19 protein-coding genes are annotated in these 23,333 nt (G+C 74.0%); 9 read left to right on the top strand and 10 right to left on the bottom strand.

Annotated features, from left to right (window positions below; all coding sequences use genetic code 11):
- Window positions 1-15: 15 nt before the first annotated feature.
- Complete coding sequence (locus DV701_RS16315) at window positions 16-735, bottom strand: demethylmenaquinone methyltransferase (RefSeq protein WP_114929869.1); 720 nt, start codon at window positions 733-735, stop codon at window positions 16-18.
- 38 nt (window positions 736-773) lie between these two features.
- On the opposite strand from DV701_RS16315, the gene DV701_RS16310 reads away from it, so the two are divergent.
- Window positions 774-2,114 (top strand): isochorismate synthase, encoded by a 1,341-nt coding sequence (locus DV701_RS16310; RefSeq protein ID WP_114929867.1) that lies wholly within the window; start codon window positions 774-776, stop codon window positions 2,112-2,114.
- A 135-nt stretch (window positions 2,115-2,249) separates the two neighbouring features.
- On the opposite strand, the gene DV701_RS16305 is transcribed toward DV701_RS16310, so the two are convergent.
- Together DV701_RS16305 and menD are read right to left on the bottom strand one after the other, a co-directional pair.
- Window positions 2,250-2,663 carry a transferase gene (locus tag DV701_RS16305; RefSeq protein ID WP_114929865.1) on the bottom strand — a complete coding sequence of 138 codons (414 nt, stop codon included), beginning with the start codon at window positions 2,661-2,663 and terminating at the stop codon, window positions 2,250-2,252.
- 186 nt (window positions 2,664-2,849) lie between these two features.
- Window positions 2,850-4,622 carry a 2-succinyl-5-enolpyruvyl-6-hydroxy-3-cyclohexene-1-carboxylic-acid synthase gene (gene menD, locus DV701_RS16300; protein WP_114929863.1) on the bottom strand — a complete coding sequence of 591 codons (1,773 nt, stop codon included), beginning with the start codon at window positions 4,620-4,622 and terminating at the stop codon, window positions 2,850-2,852.
- Between the two features lie 68 nt (window positions 4,623-4,690).
- On the opposite strand from menD, the gene DV701_RS18565 reads away from it, so the two are divergent.
- The 3 genes from DV701_RS18565 to DV701_RS16290 are packed head-to-tail and all read left to right on the top strand — an operon-like array spanning window position 4,691 to window position 8,467.
- On the top strand, window positions 4,691-5,662 hold the full coding sequence (locus DV701_RS18565) for an FGGY family carbohydrate kinase (protein WP_202863568.1): 972 nt from the start codon (window positions 4,691-4,693) through the stop codon (window positions 5,660-5,662).
- Window positions 5,551-6,189 carry an FGGY-family carbohydrate kinase gene (locus DV701_RS18560; RefSeq protein ID WP_202863567.1) on the top strand — a complete coding sequence of 213 codons (639 nt, stop codon included), beginning with the start codon at window positions 5,551-5,553 and terminating at the stop codon, window positions 6,187-6,189. The genes DV701_RS18565 and DV701_RS18560 overlap by 112 nt, the downstream gene beginning before the upstream one ends.
- A gap of 25 nt (window positions 6,190-6,214) precedes the next feature.
- Complete coding sequence (locus DV701_RS16290; protein WP_114929861.1) at window positions 6,215-8,467, top strand: helicase-associated domain-containing protein; 2,253 nt, start codon at window positions 6,215-6,217, stop codon at window positions 8,465-8,467.
- A 141-nt stretch (window positions 8,468-8,608) separates the two neighbouring features.
- Here the strand turns inward: DV701_RS16290 and DV701_RS16285 are convergent, their stop codons facing one another.
- The 6 genes from DV701_RS16285 to DV701_RS16260 are packed head-to-tail and all read right to left on the bottom strand — an operon-like array spanning window position 8,609 to window position 14,377.
- Window positions 8,609-9,481 (bottom strand): methylenetetrahydrofolate reductase, encoded by an 873-nt coding sequence (locus tag DV701_RS16285; RefSeq protein ID WP_114929859.1) that lies wholly within the window; start codon window positions 9,479-9,481, stop codon window positions 8,609-8,611.
- Window positions 9,478-10,137: a DUF1638 domain-containing protein gene (locus DV701_RS16280; protein ID WP_114929857.1), complete on the bottom strand. Its 660-nt coding sequence runs from the start codon at window positions 10,135-10,137 to the stop codon at window positions 9,478-9,480. Before DV701_RS16280 ends, DV701_RS16285 begins: the two co-directional genes overlap by 4 nt.
- Entirely contained in the window at window positions 10,103-11,986 is a 1,884-nt protein-coding gene (locus DV701_RS16275; RefSeq protein WP_114929855.1) for an ASKHA domain-containing protein, read from the bottom strand. The genes DV701_RS16280 and DV701_RS16275 overlap by 35 nt, the downstream gene beginning before the upstream one ends.
- Window positions 11,987-12,919 (bottom strand): dihydropteroate synthase, encoded by a 933-nt coding sequence (locus DV701_RS16270; protein WP_114929853.1) that lies wholly within the window; start codon window positions 12,917-12,919, stop codon window positions 11,987-11,989. It abuts the gene before it with no gap.
- Window positions 12,916-13,581, bottom strand: a complete 666-nt coding sequence (locus tag DV701_RS16265; protein WP_114929851.1) for a corrinoid protein — start codon at window positions 13,579-13,581, stop codon at window positions 12,916-12,918. Before DV701_RS16265 ends, DV701_RS16270 begins: the two co-directional genes overlap by 4 nt.
- Entirely contained in the window at window positions 13,568-14,377 is an 810-nt protein-coding gene (locus tag DV701_RS16260; protein ID WP_114929849.1) for an IclR family transcriptional regulator, read from the bottom strand. Before DV701_RS16260 ends, DV701_RS16265 begins: the two co-directional genes overlap by 14 nt.
- A gap of 25 nt (window positions 14,378-14,402) precedes the next feature.
- On the opposite strand from DV701_RS16260, the gene DV701_RS16255 reads away from it, so the two are divergent.
- The 5 genes from DV701_RS16255 to DV701_RS16235 all read left to right on the top strand — a co-directional run bounded on the left by DV701_RS16255 (window position 14,403) and on the right by DV701_RS16235 (window position 21,224).
- Entirely contained in the window at window positions 14,403-15,887 is a 1,485-nt protein-coding gene (locus tag DV701_RS16255) for a trimethylamine methyltransferase family protein (RefSeq protein WP_114929847.1), read from the top strand.
- A gap of 54 nt (window positions 15,888-15,941) precedes the next feature.
- Window positions 15,942-16,754: an IclR family transcriptional regulator gene (locus DV701_RS16250; protein ID WP_114929845.1), complete on the top strand. Its 813-nt coding sequence runs from the start codon at window positions 15,942-15,944 to the stop codon at window positions 16,752-16,754.
- 215 nt (window positions 16,755-16,969) lie between these two features.
- A complete protein-coding gene (locus DV701_RS16245) occupies window positions 16,970-19,486 on the top strand; it encodes a GcvT family protein (RefSeq protein ID WP_114929843.1) in 2,517 nt (838 codons plus the stop codon).
- A gap of 2 nt (window positions 19,487-19,488) precedes the next feature.
- A complete protein-coding gene (locus tag DV701_RS16240) occupies window positions 19,489-20,265 on the top strand; it encodes an electron transfer flavoprotein subunit beta/FixA family protein (RefSeq protein ID WP_114929841.1) in 777 nt (258 codons plus the stop codon).
- Complete coding sequence (locus DV701_RS16235; protein ID WP_114929839.1) at window positions 20,262-21,224, top strand: electron transfer flavoprotein subunit alpha/FixB family protein; 963 nt, start codon at window positions 20,262-20,264, stop codon at window positions 21,222-21,224. The genes DV701_RS16240 and DV701_RS16235 overlap by 4 nt, the downstream gene beginning before the upstream one ends.
- A 101-nt stretch (window positions 21,225-21,325) precedes the next feature.
- On the opposite strand, the gene DV701_RS16230 is transcribed toward DV701_RS16235, so the two are convergent.
- A complete protein-coding gene (locus DV701_RS16230; protein WP_114929837.1) occupies window positions 21,326-23,302 on the bottom strand; it encodes a M13 family metallopeptidase in 1,977 nt (658 codons plus the stop codon).
- Window positions 23,303-23,333: the final 31 nt, after the last annotated feature.

Here is a 23,333-nt window from a genome sequence, read left to right as displayed (position 1 = left end):
CACCCGGCGGGACGCTCAGCTCAGCGGACCGGGCCTACCGGGCGCGGTCGCGTGGTGGATGGTGGCGATGCCGCCGGTGAGGTTGCGCCACCTGACCTGCTCCCAGCCGCCGGACCGGATGCGCTGGGCCAGCTCGCGCTGTCCCGGCCATGCCCGGATGGACTCGGTCAGGTAGACGTAGGAGTCGGGGTTGGAGCTGACCCTCCGGGCCACCGCGGGCAGGGCGCGCAGGACGACCCGGTCGTAGAGGCTCGCCATCCCGGGCACGACCGGACGCGAGAACTCGCAGATCACCAGGCGCCCACCGGGACGGACGACCCGGCGGAACTCGCCGAGCGCCGCGTCCACGTCGACGACGTTGCGCAGACCGAAGCTGATGGTGACCACGTCGAAGGATCCGTCGGCGAAGGGAAGCGCCGTGGCGTCCGCGGCGGTGAACGGCAGGTCCGGGCGACGCCGGTAGCCCTCCCGCAGCATCCCCAGGGAGAAGTCGGCCGGCACCACGTCGACGCCGCGGTCGGCGTAGGGCTCGCTCGAGGTGCCGGTGCCCGCCGCGATGTCGAGCACGCGCTCCCCCGGCGAGGCGTCGACGGCCCGGACGACGGCGCGCCGCCACAGGTGGTCGATCCCCCCGGTCAGCACCATGTTGGTCAGGTCGTAGCGCCGCGCGACGTCGTCGAACATCTCGGCGACCTCGCGCGGCTTCTTCTCCAGGCTGGCGCGCGACGGGCTCATGGCGTCCATCCTCCCATCCCGGCATACAGTTGGTCCCCGTGCCGTCCCTTGATCCTGCCGCCGGCGCCGAGCTGCCCGGCCGCATACGCGTGCGTTCCGAGGCCGTCGACGTCACCGGCGACCTGCTCGCCCGGATCCCTGACGAGGTCGACCCCCGCGACGTCGTGACCTGGTTGCGGGAGGGCGACGGGATGGTCGGCTGGGGCCGCGCCGCCCTGGTGCGCACCCACGGACCCGACCGCTTCGCGCAGGCCGAGGCCTGGTGGGACCGGTTGCGGACGGTCGCCGAGGTCGAGGACGGCGTGCGGGTGGCCGGCAGCGGGCTGGTCGCCTTCGGGTCCTTCGCCTTCGCGCCGGGCTCGGCGGACCGCTCGGTCCTGACCGTCCCGCGGGTGCTCATCGGCCGCCGCGACGGGATGGCGTGGGTGACCCGCGTCGTCGTCGACGACGAGCCGTGGCCCAGCGACCACCCGGCGCAGATGCTGGCCCGCACCAACCCCCGCCTCGGGGAGCTCGACCCGCTCGTCGAGACCGAGGGCACCGTCCCCGCGGCCCGGTGGCCGGAGGTCGTCGGCCGGGCGGTCGGGCGGATCGAGGCCGGCGAGGTGGACAAGGTCGTCCTCGCCCGCGACGTCCGGGTGCGCCACCGCGAGGGGCACGCGGTGCGGGTCGCTCCCGTCCTCGAGCGTCTCGAGCGCCGGTATGCCGCGACCTGGACCTTCGCGGTCGACGGACTCCTCGGCGCCACCCCCGAGATGCTCGTCCGCCTCCAGGACGGGCGGGTGCGCTCGCGGGTGCTGGCCGGCACGATCCGGCGCGGCGCGCACCCCCAGCACGCCGCCCCGCAGGTGAGCCATGAGCACCCCGTCGACCCGCGGCTGCGCCTGGTGAGCAGCGAGAAGGACCTGGAGGAGCACGCCTACGCGGTGCGGTCGGTGGCCGAGGCGCTGGCCCCGCACTGCACCGAGCTGCAGGTGCCGGCCACGCCCTACGTCCTGGAGCTGCCGGACGTCTACCACCTGGCTACCGACCTGACCGGCCGGCGCGCGGACGGCGCCACGTCCCTGAGCCTGGCGGCAGCCCTGCACCCCTCCGCCGCGGTGTGCGGCACGCCGACCGAGAAGGCGGCGGCGGTCATCACCGAGCTGGAGGGGATGGACCGTGGCCGCTACAGCGGCCCGGTGGGCTGGCTCGACGGCGACGGCGACGGGGACTGGTGCATCGCGCTGCGCTGCGGCGAGCTCGCCCCCGACCGCGGGTCGATGCGCATCTTCGCCGGCGGCGGCATCGTGGCCGCCTCCGACCCCGACGCCGAGCTGGCCGAGACCGAGGTCAAGCTCACCGCGATGCGGCACGCGCTCGGCCTCCTCGAAAGCTGACCAGGACCAGGTGGCCTCGGCGCGGTGACGCGAGCCCGATCGACCGAACCGGGCCACTCGCCCCGCTAGCGGCGGTCCCGCCCACGGGCGGGCGACCGAACCGGGTCACTCGCCCGGTCCGGGTGCGCCCGTCCGTCAGGCTGCTTCGGTGCCCTCCGGGCGACCGCCGCCGACGACGGCACCCTCCGGGACCACGACGTCCGGGTCGATCCGGACACCGTCGTGGACCCGGGCGCCGGCGCCGATCTTGGCGCGGGCCCCGACCTGCACGCCGCGGCCGAGCACCGCCCGGCAGCCGACGTGCGCCACGCTGCCGACGGTGCAGCCGACCATCACCGTGGCCCCGCGGTCGACCCAGGCACCACCGCGGATCCGGGCACCCGCCTCGACGTGCGCGCCGGGGTCCACGTAGGCGGACCGGTCGACGTAGGCCGTGGGGTCGACGCTGGCGGTCTCCTCGACCAGTCCGTCGCCGAGGGGGTGGCGGAAGTACCGCAGCAGAGCTCCGGTGTCCTCTTCGATCTCCACGTACCGCTTGCGCCTCTGCATGACGTCCCACCTTCTTCCTTCGCTCGTGGAGCGTCGCCGACGGCCACGCTCATGACAGGGAACGTCCGTGCGCTCGGCAGGATTCCGGCGCACGGACCAGATGCCTTCCCAGTCTGGCGGCGCGCGCTGTGATGCGCATGGGTCCTGTCTGTGAGTTTGCTGACACTTGCGGCCGGCCCACCCCGGTCAGGCCAGCAGGTCGCGCACCCGACGGTGCCCGGAACGGTCCACCGGCACCTCGATCACCCGGATGCCGGCGACCGGCGCGGCGAGCAGGTCAGCCAGCTCCCGCAGCGACGACGCCCGGGAGTGGTCCACACCGTGCGCCGTGCACAGGGCGGCCAGGTCGGTGCCGTGCGGCGTGCCGAAGACCCGCTCGGTAGCCGCCGCCGCGGCAGGTGTCGCAGACCGGGCCGGGTCGCCGTACTCGAGGGTGGAGAAGATGCCTCCCCCGTCGTCGTTGACGACCACCACGGTCAGGTCGGGTCGCGGCTCGGTGGGCCCGATGAGCAACCCGTTCGTGTCGTGCAGGAAGGTGAGGTCGCCGAGGAGCGCGACGACACGGTGCTGCGCGCGACCGCCGCCCTGCACGGCCAGCGCTGCGCCGACGGCGGTGGACACGGTGCCGTCGATGCCGGCCAGTCCGCGCGAGGAGACCACCCGGCAGGTGGGGGCCGCCGCCGGGTCGAGGTCCAGCACCACGGCCAGGTCGCGCGGGGCGTTGGATGAGCCGAGCACCAGCAGGTCGTGCCGGCCCAGCGCGGCGGCCACGGTGGCGGCCACCCCCGGCCCGGTCGGACCGCTGCCTGCCGCGTCGGCGTCGCCCGTCGGGTCCGCGCCGTCGAGCCCCACGGCGGCGCGCACCGCCGGACCGAGCGCGCGGCCGGCCCCGGTCCACGAGCCGACCCAGTCGCTCGAGCCGGCGTCCGGCTCCGGCACATCCCTGAGCACCTCCAGCGGATGGACCCGGTGCACGACGTGGGCCGGGTCGGTCCACTGCGGCGTCCCCGACACGTGCTCGACCACCATGTCGGGCCGTCGCATCAGGGCGCCCAGCTCGCGGAAGAGCGTGAGCCGGCCCACCACCACGACGCGTTCGGGCACGAGTCCGGCCAGCTCCCCCCGCGCCACGCGGCCGGCCAGCAGCACACCGTGCGGCACGACGGTCTCCCCCGCCGGCAGGACCCCGAACGGCTCGGCGAGCACCGGCCAGCCCGCGCCGGCCGCCCAGGCCAGCGTCCGGCGGGTCAGCGCCGGGTCGGGCAGGTCGCCCAGCAGCACGGCGGTGCGCGCCCCCGGCTCCACGCCGGCGCCCACCACCGGTGCGTGCCCCGGCCGGCGCACGGTCTGCGTCCAGGGCCCACCGCCGTCGCGACCGGCGGGTGCCGCCCCCGTGCCGTCGACCTCGGGAGCCAGCGGGTCGCGGAAGGAGACGTTGAGGTGGACCGGCCCGCCCCACGACCACGGGAAGCCGGACGCGGCGGCCAGCGCGCGGCATACCGTGGAGCGCCAGTAGGCGTTGGCGGACCCGGTGACGGTCTCCGGCGCCGGCAGGTCGGCCTCCCACCGCACCGCCCCGGCGAAGACGCCGGGCTGCGTGGTCGTCTGGTTGGCGCCGGTCCCACGCAGCTCGGCGGGCCGGTCGGCGGAGAGCACCACGAGGGGCGTGCCGCTGTGGTGCGCCTCGAGCACGGCCGGGTGGAGGTTGGCCACCGCCGTCCCCGACGTCGTGACCACGGGCACCGCCGCACCGGAGGTGCGCGCCATCCCGAGGGCGAGGAACCCGGCGGAGCGCTCGTCGATCCGCACGTGCAGCCGGAGCCGCCCGCCCCGGTCGGCGGCCTCGAGCGCGTAGGCCAGCGGCGCCGAGCGCGACCCGGGGCAGAGCACGGCCTCGCGCACGCCGCCGCGCACGAGCTCGTCGACGAGGACCTCGGCCAGGGCGGTGGAGGGGTGCACGCGCCCGATCCTCGCACGGGCCCGCGCCCGGGCGGTGACCCGTGGACGACCCGTAGAGTGGTGCCCCTATGGCCGCCGACTTCGACATCGAGCTGCAGGACGCCGTGGACCCCCTCGTCCTGGCGCTCGACGTGGGTTCCACCGCCAGCAGGGGCGCGCTCTACGACGCGCTCGGGCGGCCGGTCGGCCGCCGGGCCAAGGTGGCGCACTCGTTCACCACCGCCACGGACGGCACCTCCGAGATCGACCCCGACCAGGTCGTCGAGGAGATCACCACGATCGTGGACCGGCTCACCGAGACCCTCGGCGAGCGCACGGTCGCGGGGGTGGCGATGGACACCTTCGCCTCCTCGATGGTCGTCGTGGGCGCCGACGGCGCACCGCTCACGCCGTGCTTCACCTATGCCGACAGCCGGTGCCGCAAGCAGATCGCCGCGCTGCGCGAGGAGCTGGACGACGAGGCGCTGCAGCAGCGCACCGGCACGCGGGTGCATGTCAGCTACTGGCCGGCGCGGCTGCGCTGGCTGGCCGACCAGCGGCCGGAGGTGGTCGCCGGCGCGGCCCACTACCTCTCCCTCGGCGACTACGTGCTGCACCGGCTGACCGGCACGCTGGGCACGGGCACGTCCACGGCGTCGTGGACCGGGATGGTCGACCGGCACACCGCCACCTGGTACCCCGAGCTGGTCGAGATCTGCGGCATCACCCCCGACCAGCTCCCCCGATCCACCACCTCGACGACCCGCTGGAGATGGAGGCGGGGCGGGCGGCCGAGATCGCCGCGCGCTGGCCGGCTCTCGAGGGGGCCAGCTGGTTCGCCCCCATCACCGACGGGCTGGCTGCCAACGTCGGCCTGGGTGCCTACGACGAGACCGCGATCGGCGCCTCCTGCGCGACCTCCGGGGCGTTGCGGGTCCTGGTCCGGGAGATGCCCGAGGAGCTGCCGCCCGGGCTGTGGTGCTACCGCGTCTCCCACGACCGGTCGCTGCTCGGCGGCGCGCTCAACGACGTCGGGCGGGCGCTGGCCTGGGCCGACGTGACGCTGGCGGTGGACCAGGTCGAGCCGGAGGTGCTCTCCGCGGCGCTGCTGGCCGAGCCGCACGAGACGACGCCGCTGGTCCTGCCCTTCTTCACCGGCGAGCGCAGCACCGGGTGGGCCTCCGGCGCACGCGCCGTCATCACCGGGGTGAGCCTGGCCTCGGCGCCGGTCGAGGTCTACCGCGGCGTGGTGGAGGGGATCGCGCTGGCCTACGCCCGGATCGTCAGCCAGCTGCGCGAGGCCGCCCCGCAGCCGGAACGGCTCTTCGCCGGCGGCAGCGTCACCACCGACCACCCCGAGCTGCTGCAGGTGATGGCCGACGCGATGCGCACGCCGGTGACGCCGGTGCGGATCAAGCGCACCACGCTGCACGGCACCGCGCTGCTCGCGCTGGAGACCCTGGCGCCGGACGTGCGCCGGGCCCGTCCCGAGCGCGGCAAGGCCCTCACCCCCGACTACAACCGGCGGCCCTACTACACGGAGCGTTTCCAGCGGTTCGAGCGCGTCTACGAGGCGCTCTACGGGTGACGGGAGCACGGCTGGGGGCCGCGACGTGAGGTCGCTGGCCGACGACCTGAGGGCGCGCGAGGACGACGAGCTCGCGGCGCTGCTGCAGGCCCGTCCCGACCTGGCCCGCCCGGCACCTTCCGACCTCACCGCACTCGCCGCCCGGGCCACGACGCGCAGCAGCATCCGACGCGCCCTGGAGTCGCTGGACCTGGCCCACCTGCAGGCGCTGGAGGCGGTGGTCGTCGCCGCACCGGCGGAGGTGGAGGAGGTGGCGAGGCTGCTCGGCACCACCGGCGACCGCGCCGAGGAGCTCGTCGAGCGGCTCGTGGCCCTCGCGCTGTGCTGGCGGGCCCCGGAGGGCGTGCGTCCCGCCCGCCCCGTGGCCGAGCTCGTCGGCGACCCGGCCGGGCTCGCGCCCGACGACGGTGACGACGGCCCGGTGGGCGACGCGCTGGAGGAGGCCCTGGCCGGGCTCGGCGCGGACCGCCGCAGGGTGCTGGACGCGCTGACCTGGGGGCCACCCGTGGGCGAGCTCGGCCTGCCGGCGACCAGCGGGACCGGGGCGGCGGGCGGCGTGGCGCACGCCGGCGCGGAGCTGGTCCGGGACGGGCTGCTCACCCGCGTCGACGACACCCATGTCCAGCTCCCCCGACGCGTGGCGTTGGCGCTGCGCGGTGGCCACCTGCACCGGCACCCGGCCTCCGAACCGCCTGAGGTGGAGCACGCCGTCCTCGACCCTGCCGCCGTGGACGCGGCCGCCGGCGGACGGGCCGCGGACCTCGTCGCCCTCGTCAACGAGGTGCTCGACCGCTGGGGCGCCCGACCGCCCCGGATCCTGCGCACCGGTGGGCTCGCCGTCCGCGACCTGGACCGTCTCGCGGCCCACCTCGAGGCCGGGACCGAGCAGACCGCCTGGCTGCTGGAGACCGCGCTGGCCGCCGGGCTGGTCGCCGCCGACGACGGGAGCCGCGGCGAGGACGCGGCCTGGGTGCCCACGACCCTCGCCGACGACTGGCTGGCCGCGAGCGCCGGCGAGCGCTGGGCCCGGCTCGCCCATGCGTGGTGGACGACGCCGGCCGCACCGAGCCTGGTCGGGACGCACGAGGGCGGGCGGGTCAACGCCCTGTCCACGAGTACGTCATACCCCCTCGCGCGGGTGCGCCGACAGGACGCGCTGCGGGTGCTGGCCACGCTCCCCGCGGGCGCCGCCCCGACCCAGGACGGCCTGGAGGCGCTGCTGCGCTGGCGCCACCCGCTGCGCACCTCCCGGGCCACCGCGGAGCACGGCACCGGCCTCGACGTGGCGCTGCGCGAGGCGGAGTGGGCGGCGGTGACCGGGCGGGGCGCGCTGTCCTCCCCCGGTCGTCTCCTCGTGGGGGCGAGCGGCGACGGGGTGGACGCCGAGGAGGCGGCCGCGGACCTGATGGACCCGCTCGTGCCGCCGGCCGTCGACCAGGTGCTGCTGCAGGCCGACCTCACCGCGGTCGCGCCCGGACGCCTGGACGGCCACCTCCGTGCGCTCATGCACCTGGTCAGCGACGTGGAATCGCGCGGCGGGGCGACCGTGCACCGGTTCAGCGAGACGAGCGTGCGACGCGCCCTCGACCTGGGCTGGACCGCCGACCGCGTCCTCACCGAGCTGGCCGCGGCCTCCCGCACCCCGGTGCCGCAGCCGCTGGACTACCTCGTGCGCGACGTCGCCCGCCGGCACGGGCGCGCCCGGGTCGGCTCGTGCGCGGCCTACCTGCGCTCCGACGACGCGGCGCTGCTGGACCGGATGGAGCTGGACCGCGGCCTGGGCCTGCTCCAGCTGCGCCGGATCGCCCCGACGGTCCTCGTCTCCGCGGTGCCGGCGGCCACCGTCATGGACGTGCTGCGCGAGGAGCAGTACGGCCCGGTCGCCGACGGTCCCGACGGTGCGCTCGCGCTGGCGTCGCCCTCGGCGCGGCGCACGACGGCCCGGCCCCCCTCCCCGCTGCGGGTCAGCACCGTCGATGCGAGGGTCGCCCGCCAGGTCGTCGCGCTGCTGCGCCGCGGGGACGGCGCCCGGGACGCCGACGTCGGCGGGTCCGGCTGGTACAGCGACCCGGTCGTGGTCTCGGCCGTCCTGCGCGAGGCCGCTGCTTCGGGCGGCCCGGTGTGGATCGGCTACGCCGACGACGTCGGCGGCATCACCACCCAGCTGGTGCGTCCGGAGTCGGTGGAGGCCGGACGGGTGCGCGCCACGGTCGGCGACAGCGACGCGGTCCGCAGCTTCCTGCTCCACCGGGTGACGCGGGTCCGCCCGGCCGAGTAGGTGCCGGCCCGGGGCACCCCTCAGCGTGGAGCCTCCTGCTGCGAGTGCCCCGCTTCCGTCGGCCGAGCGCGAAGACCATCGACGGAAGCGGGGCACTCGCCCGCTGCGGGGCTGGTCCGTGCGGAACGGCGGTGGCCGCGCTCAGCCCCGCGCTGCCGACCGGCCGTGCGCCCCCCGGGCCTCGTGGCTGAGCGCCGCGCGGCGCCACGCCTCGACGACCCCGACCTGGTTGAACGTGTAGACGTGCAGGCCGGCCACGCCCATCGCGGGGTCGGCCGCCAGACCAGCCACGCTGGTCACGAACCGGTCGGTGCTGAAGCCGCTGCCCACCACACGGGTCATCACCTTGCGCTGCTTGCGCAGGAACCGCAGGGAGTCACCCACGCCGATCTTGGTGCCCATCGCCAGCAGCTTGGTGCGCTCGACCGGCCCCGGCACGCCCGCGAGCAGCGGCAGGTTCACGCCGCGACGCCGGATCCGGTGCACCCACGCGGCGAGGATCTCGGGGTCGAAGGTCATGTTGGACACGACGTGGGTGGCGTGCAGCCTCTTGTCCCACATCGCCTGGACGACCACGTCGTCCTCGATGAACGGGTGCGCCTCGGGGTAGCCGGTGATGCTCACCTCAGGGAACGGGTCGCCCATGTCGCGCAGGTCGTGCAGCAGGTCGAGGGCCTGGACGTAGTCACCGACGGGCACCTGGGCGTCGCCGGCGGGCACGAACACCCGCCGCACACCGAGCTCGCGCAGCTGCTCGACGATGTCCACCAGCTCGGCACGGCCGCTGACCATCCGCGCCGCCAGGTGCGGCACCACGTCGTAGCCAGCCGTGGCGAGGCTCGCGCTCAGGTCCAGCGTCGCGCCCAGCCTCTTGCCCGGCGAGGCGGTCACCGAGACGGTCACCGAGGTGGGCACGTGCTCGAGGACCTGGTCGTGGATGCTGGCCGTCGGGAGCACCTCGTAGCGGGCGCCCTCCAGCAGCCGCCTGACGGCCAGGTCGACGGCGCCGCTCATGACGCCACCCCCGACGCGGCCGGTTCGGCCAGCAGGTCGACCAGGGCTCGCTCCAGCCCGACGTGTCCGACCGGGACGACCTCCAGCGGCAGGCCGAGGTGTCCGGCGGCCCGCTCGGCGAGGGCGGTGAGCTCCTCGGACCGGTCCTGCGCCAGCCACACGACGCGCGAGTAGTGGGCGAAGTAGTCCTCGCGCAGCTCCGGGTGCCGGTCCAGGCCCAGCTCGCGCAGCACGGTCCGGTCGAAGGACCGCACGAGGAAGTCGGTCAGCACGTAGGTGCCCGGCTGCTCCTCCATCATCTGGCGCATCCGTTCCCGGCCGGCGTAGAGGTCGTAGCAGTGCAGGCCGGGCAGCCGCCGCAGCCCACGCCGCGCGCACAGCTCGTCCAGGGCACCGTAGGTGCCGCAGTCGGCGTAGCCGATGACGACCCGCTCGTAGCGGCCCTCGAGCTCGTCCACCAGCCGCTCCACCGCCCCGGCGATCTCCTGGGGCCGGTTGTGCAGCAGAGGCGGCAGCGGGTGCACGTCCACCGGCAGGGGCGGGGTATGCCGTGCGCTCACCTCCGCGGCCGGCTGCGCCAGCGCGCCGCACGCCACGAGCGCGACCCGCCCGGGGGCCGGCTCAGACCGGGAAGGGAAGCCGCTCGACGAAGGCATCGTTGAAGTCGGGACGGTCGGAGAGCTCGACATAGCGCACCTCCTCCAGCAGCGCATCGGCCCCGGCCCGCTCGCGCGAGCTGAGCAGCACCATCTTGGCGCCCTCCCCGGCCACGTTGCCCGCCGAGACGACCCGGAGCACCGGCAGCTTGGGCACCAGCCCGATCCGCACCGCGGAGGAGGCGGACAGATAGCTGCCGAAGGAGCCGGCGAGCAGGACCTGCTGCACGTCGCCCTCGGCCAGGCCGAGCTCCTCGAGCAGGAGGGACCAGCCGGTCGAGATCGCGGCCTTGGCGAACTGCAGCTCGCGCACGTCGCGCTGGGACAGGTAGACGCCGTCCTCGGGGCGGGCGTCCGGGGCGGGCCGGTGGAGCACGAAGACCCGCTCCAGCCCGACCGTGGAGAGCCGGTCGGCCAGCGCGGGCGCGATCTCGGCGGCGGCCTCCTCGGTCACGAACCGGCCGCTGGCGTCCATCAGGCGCACCCGGACCAGCTCGGCGACGGCGTCGACCAGGCCGGAGCCGCACAGGCCGCGAGGCTCGACGTCGCCGATGACCTCCAGCGCGACCGCGTCCTCCGCCTGCCCGTCCGGCGTGAGCCGGACCACCTCGACGGCTCCCTCGGCGGCGCGCATGCCGCAGCGGATCGACCCGCCCTCGAAGGCGGGCCCGGCGGGCGCCGCGGTCGCGACGATGCGCTCCCCGTCGGCGAGGGCGATCTCGCAGTTGGTGCCGACGTCGATGAAGAGCCGGACGCGGCTGTCCCGGTCCATGCCCGAGGCCAGCATCCCGGCCACGACGTCGCCGCCGACGTAGGCACCGAGCGCGGGGAAGAGGGTGGCGCGGGCGCCGGGGTGCAGCGTCAGGCCGAGCTCGGCCGCGGGCACCGGGGGCCAGCCGGCGGTGGACATGACGAAGGGGGCGACGCCCAGCGGCTCGGGGTCCACCCCGAGGACCAGCGCCGTCATCGTGGCGTTGCCCGCCAGCGCCACCTGGTAGACCTCCTCGGGCGCGACGCCGCCCTCGAGGCAGACCTCCTGCGCCAGGTCGCGCAGCGTGGCGTGGGCGAGCTCGCGCAGCCGGCCGGCCGCCTCGGGGTCCATCATCGTGGCGCTGATCCGGCTGATGACGTCACCGCCGTAGGGCTGCTGCTGGTTGAGCACCGAGGACACGGCGACCGGGGTGCCGGTGCCCAGGTCGAGCAGCGTCGCCACGACCGTGGTCGTGCCGAGGTCGTAGGCGATGGCGAAGCGCCGGCCGGTGGTGTCGCCGGCCTCCACGTCGATGAGCGTCTCGTCGACCACCACGGCCGTGACCTTGTAGTCCGCCTCCCGGAGCACGGTCGGCAGCCGTCGCAGCACGTGCAGGTCGGGGGTGGGCTCCAGGTCGTCGATGGCGTCGAGCACGCGCACCAGGTCGGTGCGCTGGTCGGCCAGGGTCGGCTCGGTGAGCTCGAGGTAGCGCTTCTGCACGCCGGGTCGCAGGATGACCTGGCGCCCGACGCCGACCGTGGCGGCCTTGGGCCGGGTGACCAGCGGCGGCACCGTGATCTCCAGGTCGGTGACGGTGCGCACCAGGCACGCCAGCCGCCAGCCGCCGGCGAGCTCCTCGGGCGTGAAGGCCCGCTCGTCGGAGGGGGTGACCGGCGAGGTGCCCGCGGTGAGCTGCACCTTGCACTTGCGGCAGGTGCCGTGACCGCCGCAGGTGGAGTCGATCGCGATGCCGTTCCAGCTCGCCGCGTCGAAGACGCTGACGTCCGGGGGCACCCGGAACTCACGCCCGGCGGGCGAGAACAGCAGCGAGACGCGGGCGGGTCCCGTCTGCTCCAGCTCCTCCTCCGCGGCGCTCATCTAGCCGACCGCGTCCTGGACGGCGCGCACCTGGTCGGCGGCGGCCTGCTCGGCCGCCTGCTCGGCGGCCCGCCGCGCGCGGTGGGCGGAGATCCACCGCATACCCCACTCGTCGTGGCCCAGCAGCACGTCGGCCGCCCGGACCGCGTCCACCACCTGCCGGGTGCGCGAGTCCATGATCGCGCTGGTCAGCCCGGCGGTCATCGCCATCGGGAGCCAGGTCGCGCCGATCGTGGGCCGGCCCGGCATCCCGAAGGAGACGTTGGAGGCGCCGCAGGTGGTGTTCAGGCCCCAGCGGTCCCGGACCACGGACAGGGTCTCCAGCGCGCTGCGCCCCACGCTGCCGTCCGCGCCGATCGGCATCGCCAGCGGATCGATGACGATGTCCTCCAGGGGTATGCCGTACTCCTCCGTCGCCACCCGCACGATCTTGGCGACCAGCTCGATCCGCTTGCCGGCCTCCATCGGGATCTCGTCGGCGTCGTTGGGCAGCGCGATCACCGCCGCGTCGTACTTCTTGACCAGCGGCAGGATCTGCTCGAGGCGCTCGTCCTCGGCGGTCACCGAGTTGACCAGCGCCCGCCCCTGGTAGGCGGCCAGCCCGGCCTCGAGGGCCTCGACGACCGAGGAGTCGATGCACAGCGGCAGGTCGGTCAGCGACTGGACGAGCAGGACCGCCTTCTCCAGCAGCTCGGCCTCGTCGGTGAGCGGCACGCCCATGTTGACGTCGAGGACGTCGGCGCCGCCGGCGACCTGGGCGGCCACGTCCTTCTCGATCGCGGACAGGTCGCCCGCGCGCAGCTGCTCCTGGAACACCTTGCGCCCGGTGGGGTTGATCCGCTCGCCGATGACGCAGAAGGGCTGGTCGGCGCCGAGCACCACCTCGCGGGTGGCCGAGCGCAGGACCGTGCGCCGGGGCTCGACCGGGCTCATGCGGGCACCGGAGCCCTCTTGGCCCGCATGAGCGCCTTGGCCTTCTTGACCGCGGCCGAGGCGTCGGCGGCGTAGCCGTCGGCACCGACCACGTCGGCGTACTCCTGGGTCACGGGGGCGCCGCCGACCATGACCAGGACGTCGCCGCGCATCCCGGACTTCTCCAGGGCGTTCATGTTGGCCTTGAACATCGGCATGGTGGTGGTGAGGAAGGCGGAGAACCCGACGATGTCGGGCTGGTGCTTCTCGATGGCCGCCAGGAAGGTCTCCGGCGCCACCTGCACGCCGAGGTCGATCACCTCGAACCCGGCGCCCTCGAGCATGATGTTGACCAGGTTCTTTCCGATGTCGTGCACGTCACCCTTCACGGTGCCCATGACGAACTTGCCCACGGTCTCCACGCCGGTGTCGGCCAGCAGCGGCCGGAGCACCTCCATCGAGCCGGCCATCGCCTTGCCGGCGATGAGCATCTCGGGGACGAAGAAGTCGCCCCGCTCGAAGCGGGCCCCGACCTCCTCGAGCGCGGGGATGAGGGCGTCGAAGAGCAGCGTGCCGGGCTGCATCCCGGCGCTCAGGCCCTGGTCGGTCAGGTCGAGGACGGCGGGGCCGTTCCCGACGAGGGTGTTGTCGTACAGACCCTGGAGGATCTCATCCGGCGTCATGTCGGACCTTTCTCGCGGAGGTGCTGAGTCGTGCCGAGAGGTCGGCGGCGTGCGCCGCCACCACTGCTCCGACGGCAGGTATGCGGTGCGCCAGCCGGGTGCTGGGACCGGACAGCCCCAGACCGGCGACGACCCTGCCGTCGACGTAGACGGGGGCGGCGATCCCGGTGAGCCCGACCTCGAGCTCGTCGACGGTGCTCGCCCAGCCCCGGGTGCGGATCTCGCGGAAGCCGGCCGCCAGCTCTTCCCAGCTGCCCACGGTGCGCGGGGTGAGCTGCTCCAGCGCGCCCGCCGGTCGGTCGATCACGCCGTGGGCGTAGAGCATCTTGCCCAGCGACGAGGTGTGCGCGGGCAGGTCGACTCCGACCCAGTCCCGGCTGCCCAGCAGGTAGATCGAGTCGACCTGGGCGATCTGGACCACCGTGTCGCCCAGGCCCACGCCGAGGTTGATCGTCTCGCCGGTCTCCTCGCTCAGCGCCGCCATGACCGGGGCCGCGAGGCGCACCAGGCGTCCCCGCACGTCCCACTGCGCGGCGTACTGCTCGAAGAGCGCCCCCGGCGCCCAGCCGCCCTCCTCCTCGCGCCGCAGCAGGTGATTGCGCTCCAGCGCCGAGAGCAACCGGGAGGTGGTCGAGCGGGCGTAGCCGGTCTCGGCCGTCAGCTCGGTGGCGGTGGGCGTCCCCGCATGCTGGACGACGCGCGAGAGCAGGTCGGCCGCCCGGTCGATCGCCTGGGTCCCGCTGCTCGCCATCTGGTCACCGCCGTTCGGTCGGGAGGCTTCCCTCCGAAACCACATTGTGGGAGTGTGTTCCCACGATGTGATGCTAAGCCCCGTCGCGTCGGCTCGTCAACGTCTGGAGGTCGCCATGTTCGTCAACCACATGCCCCGCTACGAGATCCTCTCCGCCGAGGCCATGGATCAGCTCGACCGCGGCTGGCGGCGGCTCATCAGCGAGGTGGGGGTGGAGTTCTCCTCCGAGCGCGCCCTGGAGATCTTTCGCAGGGCCGGCCAGCGGGTCGAGGGCGAGACGGTCTTCTTCGACCCGGAGTTCGTCCTGGAGCAGGTGGCGCTGGCACCCCGGGAGTTCGACGTGCAGGCGCGCAACCCGGAGCGCTCGGTGCACATCGGCGGCGACCACATGACCTTCGCCGCGGTCTACGGCCCGCCGTTCGTGCGCCAGGGGGACGTGCGCCGGGACGGGACGCTGGACGACTTCGTCAACTTCGCGCGGCTGTCCCAGTCCTTCGACGTCCTCGACTCCGCCGGCGGCGTCGTCCTGGAGCCCAACGACCGGCCGCTGGACAGCCGCCACCTCGACATGGTCTTCGCGCTGCTGACCGAGACCGACAAGTTCTTCATGGGCAACGTCATCTCCGGCCAGAACGCCCGCGACACGATCGCGATGAGCGAGATCGTCTTCGGCGGTCGCGAGTCGATCGAGAGGACCCCGTCCTCGATCTCGATCATCAGCGTCAACTCGCCGATGCGCTGGGACGAGCGGATGCTGGAGGCGATGTTCGAGTACTGCGAGGCCAACCAGGCCGTGGTGCTCACCCCCTTCCTGCTGATGGGGGCCATGTCTCCGGTCACCATCCCCGCCACGCTGGTCCAGCAGATCGCCGAGACCCTCTCCGGGGTGGCCCTGGCCCAGCTGATCCGGCCCGGCTGCCCCGTGATCTTCGGCTCCTTCCTGTCCACGATCGACATGCAGAGCGGCTCGCCCACCTTCGGCACGCCGGAGTCGGCGATCGGGCTGCTCGCGACCGGCCAGATCGCCCGGCACCTCGGCCTGCCCTTCCGCACCGGCGGCGGCCTGACCTCCTCCCAGGTGGCCGACGGCCAGGCCGGCTACGAGGCGATGATGACGATGATGCCGACCTTCCTGGCAGGCACCAACTTCGTCATGCACAGCGCCGGATGGCTCGAGGGCGGGCTGGTCGCCGGTTACGAGAAGTTCGTCATGGACGTGCAGATCCAGGAGATGCTCCAGGCCCAGTTCGCGCCGCTGGAGATCGACGAGGCCTCGCTGGCCTTCGACGCCCACGTCGAGGTCGGTCACGGCGGCCACTTCCTCGGCGCGGCCCACACCCTGGAGCGCTTCCGCACCTGCTTCTACCGCCCGTTCCTGTCGTCCTCGGACAACTTCGAGCGGTGGACGGGCAAGGGCGCGCCCGACACGTCCGCGCGCGCCTCGACGATCTGCGCCGAGCGGCTGGAGTCCTTCGAGGCGCCACCGATGGACGACGCGGTCCGGGCCGAGCTGCAGGACTTCGTGACCCGTCGGCGCCGCGAGCTCGGCGACTGACCTGCACCCCGGGCCCGGGACGGCCCCGCACCGCCCCCGGGTTATCGTTGCACCATGCGCAACGGTGTCGCTCGTAGTCATCCCCGCCCCCCGTCGCCGACCGGTGCGGTGCAGTCGGTGGACCGTGCGATGGCCGTCCTCGAACTGCTCGCCCGCCACGGGACGCTCGGGGTCACCGAGCTCGCGGCGGAGATCGGGGTGCACAAGAGCACCGTGAGCCGGTTGGTGTCGACGCTGGAGGGTCGCGACCTGGTCACGCCGGACCGGACCGGCAGGCTCCAGCTCGGCCCCGGGCTGATGCGCCTCGCCGGCGCCGCCGGCGCCCGGCTCGACGTCGTGCAGGAGGCCAGGCCCGCCGCCCGCCTCCTCGCCACCCGCACGCAGGAGACGGTCAACCTCGTCGTCCTGGGCCGCGACGCAGCGCTCTATGTCGACCAGGTGGTGGCGCCCGGTGCGGCCTCGCCCAACTACAACTGGGTCGGGCAGCACGCCCCGCTCCACGCCACCTCCAACGGCAAGATGCTGCTCTGCGAGCTCTCCGACGCCGAGCTGGTCGGCCTGGTGGGAGAGCCGGCGCGGTTCACGCCGCGGACCGTCACGGACCTGGACGCGCTGCGGGCGGACCTCGCGCTGGCCCGCAGCCGCGGCTACACGGTCGTCACCGACGAGCTCGACGTCGGCCTGACCGCCGTTGCCGCGCCCGTCCGCAACCTGCACGGGGTGATCTGCGCCTCGCTCAGCGTCTCCGGACCGACCTACCGGATGGGCGAGGAGCGCGTCGCCGAGATCCTGCCCCTGCTGCTGGAGGCCGCGGAGGACGTCTCGGCCCGGATGGGGTGGCGCCAGGTGGACACGGCCCCGGCCTGACCCACCGGCCCCGGCGCGTCCGACCGGCTGCACCCGCCCGGGCGCGGGTCCGCGCGTGCGCCCCACCACCACCACGGTGCCCTCCAGCACCTGTCTTCGGCCGACCCCTTGCGCTTTCCGGGAAACTCCGCCATCATCGTCAGTGTTGCGTCATGCGCACACAGGTTGCGTTTCACGCAACATCAGTCTTCACCGCAGAAGAGAAGGAGCGTTCAATGGCTGAGCTGCCCGAGCGTGCATCGGTCGTCGTGATCGGTGCCGGAATCGTGGGGAACTCCCTCGTCCACCACCTGGCGGAACTGGGCTGGACCGACATCGTCCAGCTCGACAAGGGCCCGCTGCCCAACCCGGGCGGCTCCACGGGCCACGCCTCCAACTTCATCTTCCCCGTCGACCACACCCGCGAGATCGCGGACATCACCCTGGACTCGGTGCGGCAGTACAAGGAGATGGGCGTCTTCACCGAGTCGGGCGGCATCGAGGTCGCCCGGACCGAGGAGCGGATGGAGGAGCTGCGGCGCCGCATGTCCTCCTCCCGGGCCCTGGGGGTCGAGTCCCGGCTCGTCACGCCGGAGGAGGTGGCCGAGCTCGTGCCCTTCCTCGACCCCTCGGTCATCATCGGCGGCTTCTACACACCCTCGGTCGGCGTGGTGGACTCCCTGCGTGCCGGCACGATCATGCGGGAGCGCGCCATGGAGAAGGACGCGCTCACCGTCGTCGCCGGCGTCGAGGTCACGGACCTGACCGTCGTGGACGGTCACGTCCGCGGGGTCGAGACCACCGCCGGCTCGATCGCGGCCGACACGGTCGTCATCGCCTGCGGCGTGTGGAGCCCCAAGCTGGCGCAGATGGCCGGCGCGAAGATCCCGCTCACCCCGGCCGTGCACCAGATGATCTCGGTCGGCCCCTGCGCCCCGCTGGCGGAGAAGCCCGGCGAGATCTCCTTCCCCATCGTCCGCGACATGGACACCTTCTGCTACGAGCGTCAGCACGGCTCGGACATGGAGGTCGGGTCCTACGGCCACCGCGCGATCCTGCACGACGTGGACGAGATCCCCTCCAACGAGCAGGCCAAGCTCTCCCCCACCGAGATGCCCTTCACCCAGGAGGACTTCGACCTCCAGCTCGAGCAGGCCCTGGAGCTGATGCCCGAGCTGCTGGGCGACGAGAAGGCCGAGATGCGCTACGCCATCAACGGGCTGCTCTCGCTCACCCCCGACGGCTTCCCGGTCGTCGGCGAGACCCCCGAGGTCAAGGGGCTGTGGTCCGCCGCCGCCGTCTGGATCAAGGAGGGCCCCGGCATGGGCCGCGCGGTCGCCGAGTGGATGACCCACGGCACGCCGGAGATCGACCTGCACCACTCCGACATCGCGCGCTTCTACCCCCACCAGCGCACGCGTGCCCACGTGAGGTCGCGCACCGGCGAGGGCTTCATCAAGACCTACGGCATCGTCCACCCCTCCGAGCAGTGGACCGGCTCCCGGCCCGCCCGGCTCGCCCCCATGCACGCCTCCCAGAAGGAGCTCGGTGCGGTCTTCTTCGAGGCGGCCGGCTGGGAGCGCCCGCAGTGGTACGAGTCCAACGCACCGCTGGTGGAGAAGTTCGGCGACGCGGTGATGCCGCGCGAGCACGAGTGGGACGCCCGCTGGTGGTCGCCGATCATCAACGCCGAGCACCTGCAGATGCGCGAGGCCGGCGCGATCATCGACCTCACGGCCTTCGCCATGTTCGACGTCATCGGCCCCCGCGCCCTGGAGGGCGTGGAGCGGGTCGTCGTCGCCAAGGTCGACGTGCCGGTCGGCAAGGTCGTCTACACCCCGGTGCTCGACGAGCGCGGCGTCTTCCGCTCCGACCTCACCGTCATGCGTCTGGCCCACGACCGCTTCCGCGTGGTCACCGGCGGCGCGCACGGCATGCTCGACCTGAAGTGGTTCGGGGACCGTATGCCGGAGGGCGCGGTCTGCGTCGACCTCACCTCCGCGGTGAGCACCATCGGCCTGTGGGGCCCGCAGGCCGCCGCCGTGCTGGGGTCCCTCACCCGGACCGACGTCTCCCCCGGGGCCTTCCGCTTCGGCACCTGCCAGGAGATCGAGGTCGGCAACCTCCCTGTCCTGGCCTCCCGGATCTCCTACGTCGGCGAGCACGGCTGGGAGCTGCACGTGCCGATGGAGCTGGGCGCCGCCCTGTGGGACACGCTGCTCGAGGCCGGCAGGCCGCTCGGGGTCGTCCCCGCCGGCATCGGCGTCTACACCGCCAGCGGCCGGGTCGAGAAGGGCTACCGGGCCTTCGGCACCGAGCTCGACACCGAGCGCACCCCCGCCGAGGCCGGCATGTCCCGCGCCCGGCTCAAGGACGCCGACTTCATCGGCAAGGAGGCGCTGCAGGCGCAGGCCGGGGAGGAGCCCAGGACCGTCCTGTGCACGCTCACCGTCGACGACCACACCTCGGCCAGCGGCGTCAAGCGCTACATGCTCGGTGGCGAGCCCATCCTGACCCTGGACGGCGGCACCCTGACCGACGGTCACGGGCGCCACCCCTACGTCACGACCGCCGCCTCGGCTCCCAGCCTGGGCAAGCACGTCCTGATGGCCTACCTCCCGCCGGACCAGGCGCAGGTGGGCAACCAGCTCGCCGTGTCCTACATGGAGGAGCTCTACCCGGTGACGGTGGGGTCCGTGGACGCGACCCCGCTGTTCGACCCCGAGAACGCACGCCTGAAGGGAATGTACTGAAGATGGCCAGCATCAACGTCCTGGTCTGCGTCAAGCGCGCGGCCGACGTGACCGGAGAGGTGGTGCTCAACGCCGACGGCACCGGCCTGGACGGCCGCTACTCCGGCTACGCGATGAGCCCCCACGAGACCGCCGCGGTCGAGATCGCGGTGAGCCTGGTGGAGGAGTCCGGCGGCTCGGTCACCGTCCTGACCCTCGGCGACGACGACGCCGTCGAGCAGCTGCGCGACGCCCTCGCCGTCGGCGCTGACGACGCCGTGCACGTCGAGGCCGACTCCTCGGCCTTCGGGCCCACCGACGTCGCGGCCGCCATCGCCGAGGTGGTCCGCGCACGGGCGGCCAGCGGCACCGCATACGACCTCGTCCTCGTCGGCAACGACGCGGCCGACACGGGCAGCTTCCAGGTCGGCATCCGGCTCGCCTACCTGCTGGACCGACCGGTGGTCGCCGGCGTCCAGCAGATCGCGGTGAGCGACGGCGTGGCCACCCTGCACGTCGGCTCGGCCGCGGGCACCGAGACCTACGAGGTCGGGCTGCCTGCGGTGGCGACGGTGCTGGAGGGCGGCGTCGACCCGCGCTACCCCAGCATCAGGGGGCGCATGCGCGCCAAGAAGGCCCCGGTCGAGGCGGTGACCCCGGAGGTCACGCCGCGGGGCAGCGGGACGCTGGGGCTGAGCCTGCCTCCCCCGACGCCCAACAAGGTCACCGTGCTCGGCGAGGGACCCGGTGCCGCACCGGCCGTCGTCGAGGTCCTGCGCAAGATCGGAGTGCTGTCATGAGCAACGTGGTGCTGGTGCTGATCGAGCCCGACGAGGGCCGGGTGCACCTGGTGTCCAGGGAGGCGCTGACCTTCGCCCGGCCGCTGGCCGGGCAGGTGCAGGCCCTGATGCTGGGCCGGGTCGACGAGGCCGTCCTCGCCGACTGTCGCGAGCAGGGTGTGGCGGTCGTCCACGAGGCGACCGACGCCGAGCTGGAGAGCTATGCCGCGGCCGCCTGGGCCACCGCCCTCGAGCGCAGCCTGGAGGCGTCCGGCGCGGGTATCGTGCTCGCCGGCGGAACCGAGCGGGGCACCGAGGTGCTCGCCCACCTCGCCGCGCGGCGCGACCTGCCGATGGCGGCGAACGTCCTCTCGGTCACCTCCACCGACCCGTTGGAGGTCGAGCGGCAGGTCGCCGGGGGCGCCGTCCGCGAGCAGATGCGCCTGGACGCCAGCCCCGCAGTGCTGACGATGGCCGGCCACGCGGTCGAGGCCTCGGCGGCCGCGGCCCCGGGCGCGGCCGAGCACCGCCCGTTCACGGCCGGGGTCTCGGCCGCCGACCTGCGGGCCCAGGTCAAGCAGGTCCAGGCGCGCGGGGGCGGCGACTCCTCCGCCGACCTGTCCGCGGCCCGGGTCGTCGTCGGCGCCGGCCGAGGCGCCGGCAGCGCGGACGGCTTCTCCGACGTGGACGCCCTGGCCCAGCGGCTCGGCGGTGCCGTGGGCGTCTCGCGGGCGGTCACCAGCCTGGGCTGGCGCCCGCACCACGAGCAGGTGGGCCAGACGGGCAGCCGGATCGCCCCGGACGTCTACATCGCGTGCGGGATCAGCGGCGCCATCCAGCACTGGGCGGGCTGCTCCTCGTCGAAGACGATCATCGCGATCAACACCGACGCCGAGGCCCCGATGATGACCAAGGCCGACTACGCGGTCGTGGGCGACATGCACGAGGTGCTGCCGGCGCTGCTCGAGGCGCTCGGCTAGAGCCCGCGGAGGAGACCCGCGAGAGACGCCTGCGCCCGGCACGACCATCTGGTCGTGCCGGGCGCAGGCTCGCCGCACGATCACCGCGCGGGACGAGGAAGCTAGAAGATCCGCACCCGCTCCTCGGGCGCCAGCCACAGGCCGTCGCCCTCGACGGTGCCGAACGCCTCGTGGAAGGCGTCGACGTTGCGCACGGTGTTGGCCCGCAGGTCGGCCGGGGCGTGCGGGTCGACCGAGAGCAGCCGGCGGGCCTCCTCCTCGCGGGAGACCGTGCGCCAGACCGCGCCCCAGCCCAGGAAGAAGCGCTGCTCGCCGGTCCAGCCCTCCAGCTCCGGGGCGGCGCCGTCGGTGGCGATCGCGTAGGCCAGGTGCGCCAGCTCCAGGCCGCACAGGTCGCCGATGTTCTCGCCGACGGTCAGGCCGCCGTTGACCCTGGCCTGCCCGCCGGGGATGTCCCGGGGCGAGAGGGTGCCGAACTGCTCGACCAGCCGGTTGCTGCGCTCGTCGAAGCGCGCGCGGTCCTCCTCCGTCCACCAGTCGGTCAGCGACCCGTCGCCGGCGTAGCGGCTGCCCTGGTCGTCGAAGCCGTGCCCGATCTCGTGCGCGATGACCGCCCCGATCCCGCCGTAGTTGACGGCGTCGTCGGCGTCCACCGTGAAGAACGGCGGCTGGAGGATCGCGGCCGGGAAGACGATCTCGTTGAGCATCGGGTGGTAGTAGGCGTTGACCGTCTGCGGCGTCATCAGCCACTCGTCGCGGTCGATCGGCGTGCCGACCTTGGCCAGCTGCCGGTCGGTCTCGAAGGCCGACCCGCGCCGCACGTTGCCGACCAGGTCCTGCGGGTCGAGCCGGTATGCCGTGTAGTCCCGGAAGGTGGGCGGGTGGCCGATCTTGGGCCGGAAGGCGGCCAGCTTCTCCAGCGCGCGCGCCCGGGTCTCCGGGCCCATCCACTCCAGCTCGCCGATCCGCCGCCGGAACGCCTCGGTGACGTTGGCGACGAGCTCGGCCATCCGCTCCTCCGCCTGCGGCGGGAAGTGCTCCTCGACGTACATCTGGCCGGCGGCCTCGCCGAGCAGCTGCTCGACCAGGGCCACGCCGCGCTTCCACCGTTCCTTGTTCGTCGGGGTGCCGCTGAGCGTGCGGCCGTGGAAGTCGAAGTGCGCCTCGACCAGGTCGTCGGTCAGGTAGGGCGCCAGCCCGTCGAGCAGGCGGACGGTCAGCCAGGTGCGCCAGTCCGCCACCGGCACCTCGGCCAGCGCGGCACCGACGGCGGTCAGGACGTCCGGCTGGCGGGCGACGACGGCGGCCCGGGCGGCATCGGGCACCTGCAGCCCCTCGGCCCAGGCGTCCCAGTCCCACCCTGGGGTGCGCGCGGCCAGCTCCTCGCGGGTCAGCCGGGTGTAGGAGGCGACGGCGTCGCGCGCGGCGACCCGGTCCCAGTGCGCGGCGGCGATCCGCTCCTCGAGGGCGTAGAGCCGCCCGACCGCGTCCTCGCCCAGGTCCAGGCCCGCCTCGGCCAGGGCCGGCTGCGCGAGCTCGAGCAGCCGGCCGAGGTAGGCGCGGTAGGCCTCGCGGACGCCGGCGTGCTCCTCGTCGGTGTAGTAGGCCTCGTCGGGCAGGCCGATGCCGCCCTGGTGCAGGTAGACGATGTAGTCCTCCGGGCTGCCCGCGTCCGCGGTGATCCAGGCGTGCACCAGCCCGTCGACGCCCTCGCGCTCCTGCTCCGCCGCGACCCGCACGACGTCGGAGCTGGTGCTTGCTCCCCCGACCCGCCGCAGCGGCTCGACGAGCGGCGTGAGGCCGGCCGCCGCGACGCGCTCGGTGTCCGTGAAGCTGGCGTAGAGCGCCCCGACCTTGCCGGCGGGGGTCTCGAGGGCCGGCTGCTGCTCGGCGGCCCGCTCGATCAGGGCACGCACGGCCGCCTCGGCGTTCTCGCGCAGCATGTCGAAGGACCCGTAGCGGGCCCGGTCCGGCGGGATCTGCGCGGTCGCCAGCCAGGTCCCGTTGACGTGGGCGAAGAGGTCGTCCTGGGGCCGCACGGACGTGTCGAGATGGGCTCGGTCGATACCGGTCTGCATGAGCGACAGCGTATGTCGCACCGCGCTCCTG

The organism is Ornithinimicrobium avium (genome assembly GCF_003351765.1).
In the GTDB taxonomy this organism is placed as follows: domain Bacteria; phylum Actinomycetota; class Actinomycetes; order Actinomycetales; family Dermatophilaceae; genus Ornithinicoccus; species Ornithinicoccus avius.
This window is presented reverse-complemented; position numbering and strand designations above follow the sequence as displayed.

Excerpts from the sequence above, each read along its gene's own strand:
- DV701_RS16315 (WP_114929869.1), bottom strand. The coding sequence starts at position 735 with ATGAGCCCGTCGCGCGCCAGCCTGGAGAAGAAGCCGCGCGAGGTCGCC.
- DV701_RS16305 (WP_114929865.1), bottom strand. The coding sequence starts at position 2,663 with ATGCAGAGGCGCAAGCGGTACGTGGAGATCGAAGAGGACACCGGAGCT.
- DV701_RS18565 (WP_202863568.1), top strand. The coding sequence starts at position 4,691 with ATGGCCGCCGACTTCGACATCGAGCTGCAGGACGCCGTGGACCCCCTC.
- DV701_RS18560 (WP_202863567.1), top strand. The coding sequence starts at position 5,551 with ATGCCCGAGGAGCTGCCGCCCGGGCTGTGGTGCTACCGCGTCTCCCAC.
- DV701_RS16285 (WP_114929859.1), bottom strand. The coding sequence starts at position 9,481 with ATGAGCGGCGCCGTCGACCTGGCCGTCAGGCGGCTGCTGGAGGGCGCC.
- DV701_RS16280 (WP_114929857.1), bottom strand. The coding sequence starts at position 10,137 with ATGCCTTCGTCGAGCGGCTTCCCTTCCCGGTCTGAGCCGGCCCCCGGG.
- DV701_RS16275 (WP_114929855.1), bottom strand. The coding sequence starts at position 11,986 with ATGAGCGCCGCGGAGGAGGAGCTGGAGCAGACGGGACCCGCCCGCGTC.
- DV701_RS16270 (WP_114929853.1), bottom strand. The coding sequence starts at position 12,919 with ATGAGCCCGGTCGAGCCCCGGCGCACGGTCCTGCGCTCGGCCACCCGC.
- DV701_RS16265 (WP_114929851.1), bottom strand. The coding sequence starts at position 13,581 with ATGACGCCGGATGAGATCCTCCAGGGTCTGTACGACAACACCCTCGTC.
- DV701_RS16260 (WP_114929849.1), bottom strand. The coding sequence starts at position 14,377 with ATGTGGTTTCGGAGGGAAGCCTCCCGACCGAACGGCGGTGACCAGATG.
- DV701_RS16255 (WP_114929847.1), top strand. The coding sequence starts at position 14,403 with ATGCTAAGCCCCGTCGCGTCGGCTCGTCAACGTCTGGAGGTCGCCATG.
- DV701_RS16250 (WP_114929845.1), top strand. The coding sequence starts at position 15,942 with ATGCGCAACGGTGTCGCTCGTAGTCATCCCCGCCCCCCGTCGCCGACC.
- DV701_RS16245 (WP_114929843.1), top strand. The coding sequence starts at position 16,970 with ATGGCTGAGCTGCCCGAGCGTGCATCGGTCGTCGTGATCGGTGCCGGA.
- DV701_RS16240 (WP_114929841.1), top strand. The coding sequence starts at position 19,489 with ATGGCCAGCATCAACGTCCTGGTCTGCGTCAAGCGCGCGGCCGACGTG.
- DV701_RS16235 (WP_114929839.1), top strand. The coding sequence starts at position 20,262 with ATGAGCAACGTGGTGCTGGTGCTGATCGAGCCCGACGAGGGCCGGGTG.
- DV701_RS16230 (WP_114929837.1), bottom strand. The coding sequence starts at position 23,302 with ATGCAGACCGGTATCGACCGAGCCCATCTCGACACGTCCGTGCGGCCC.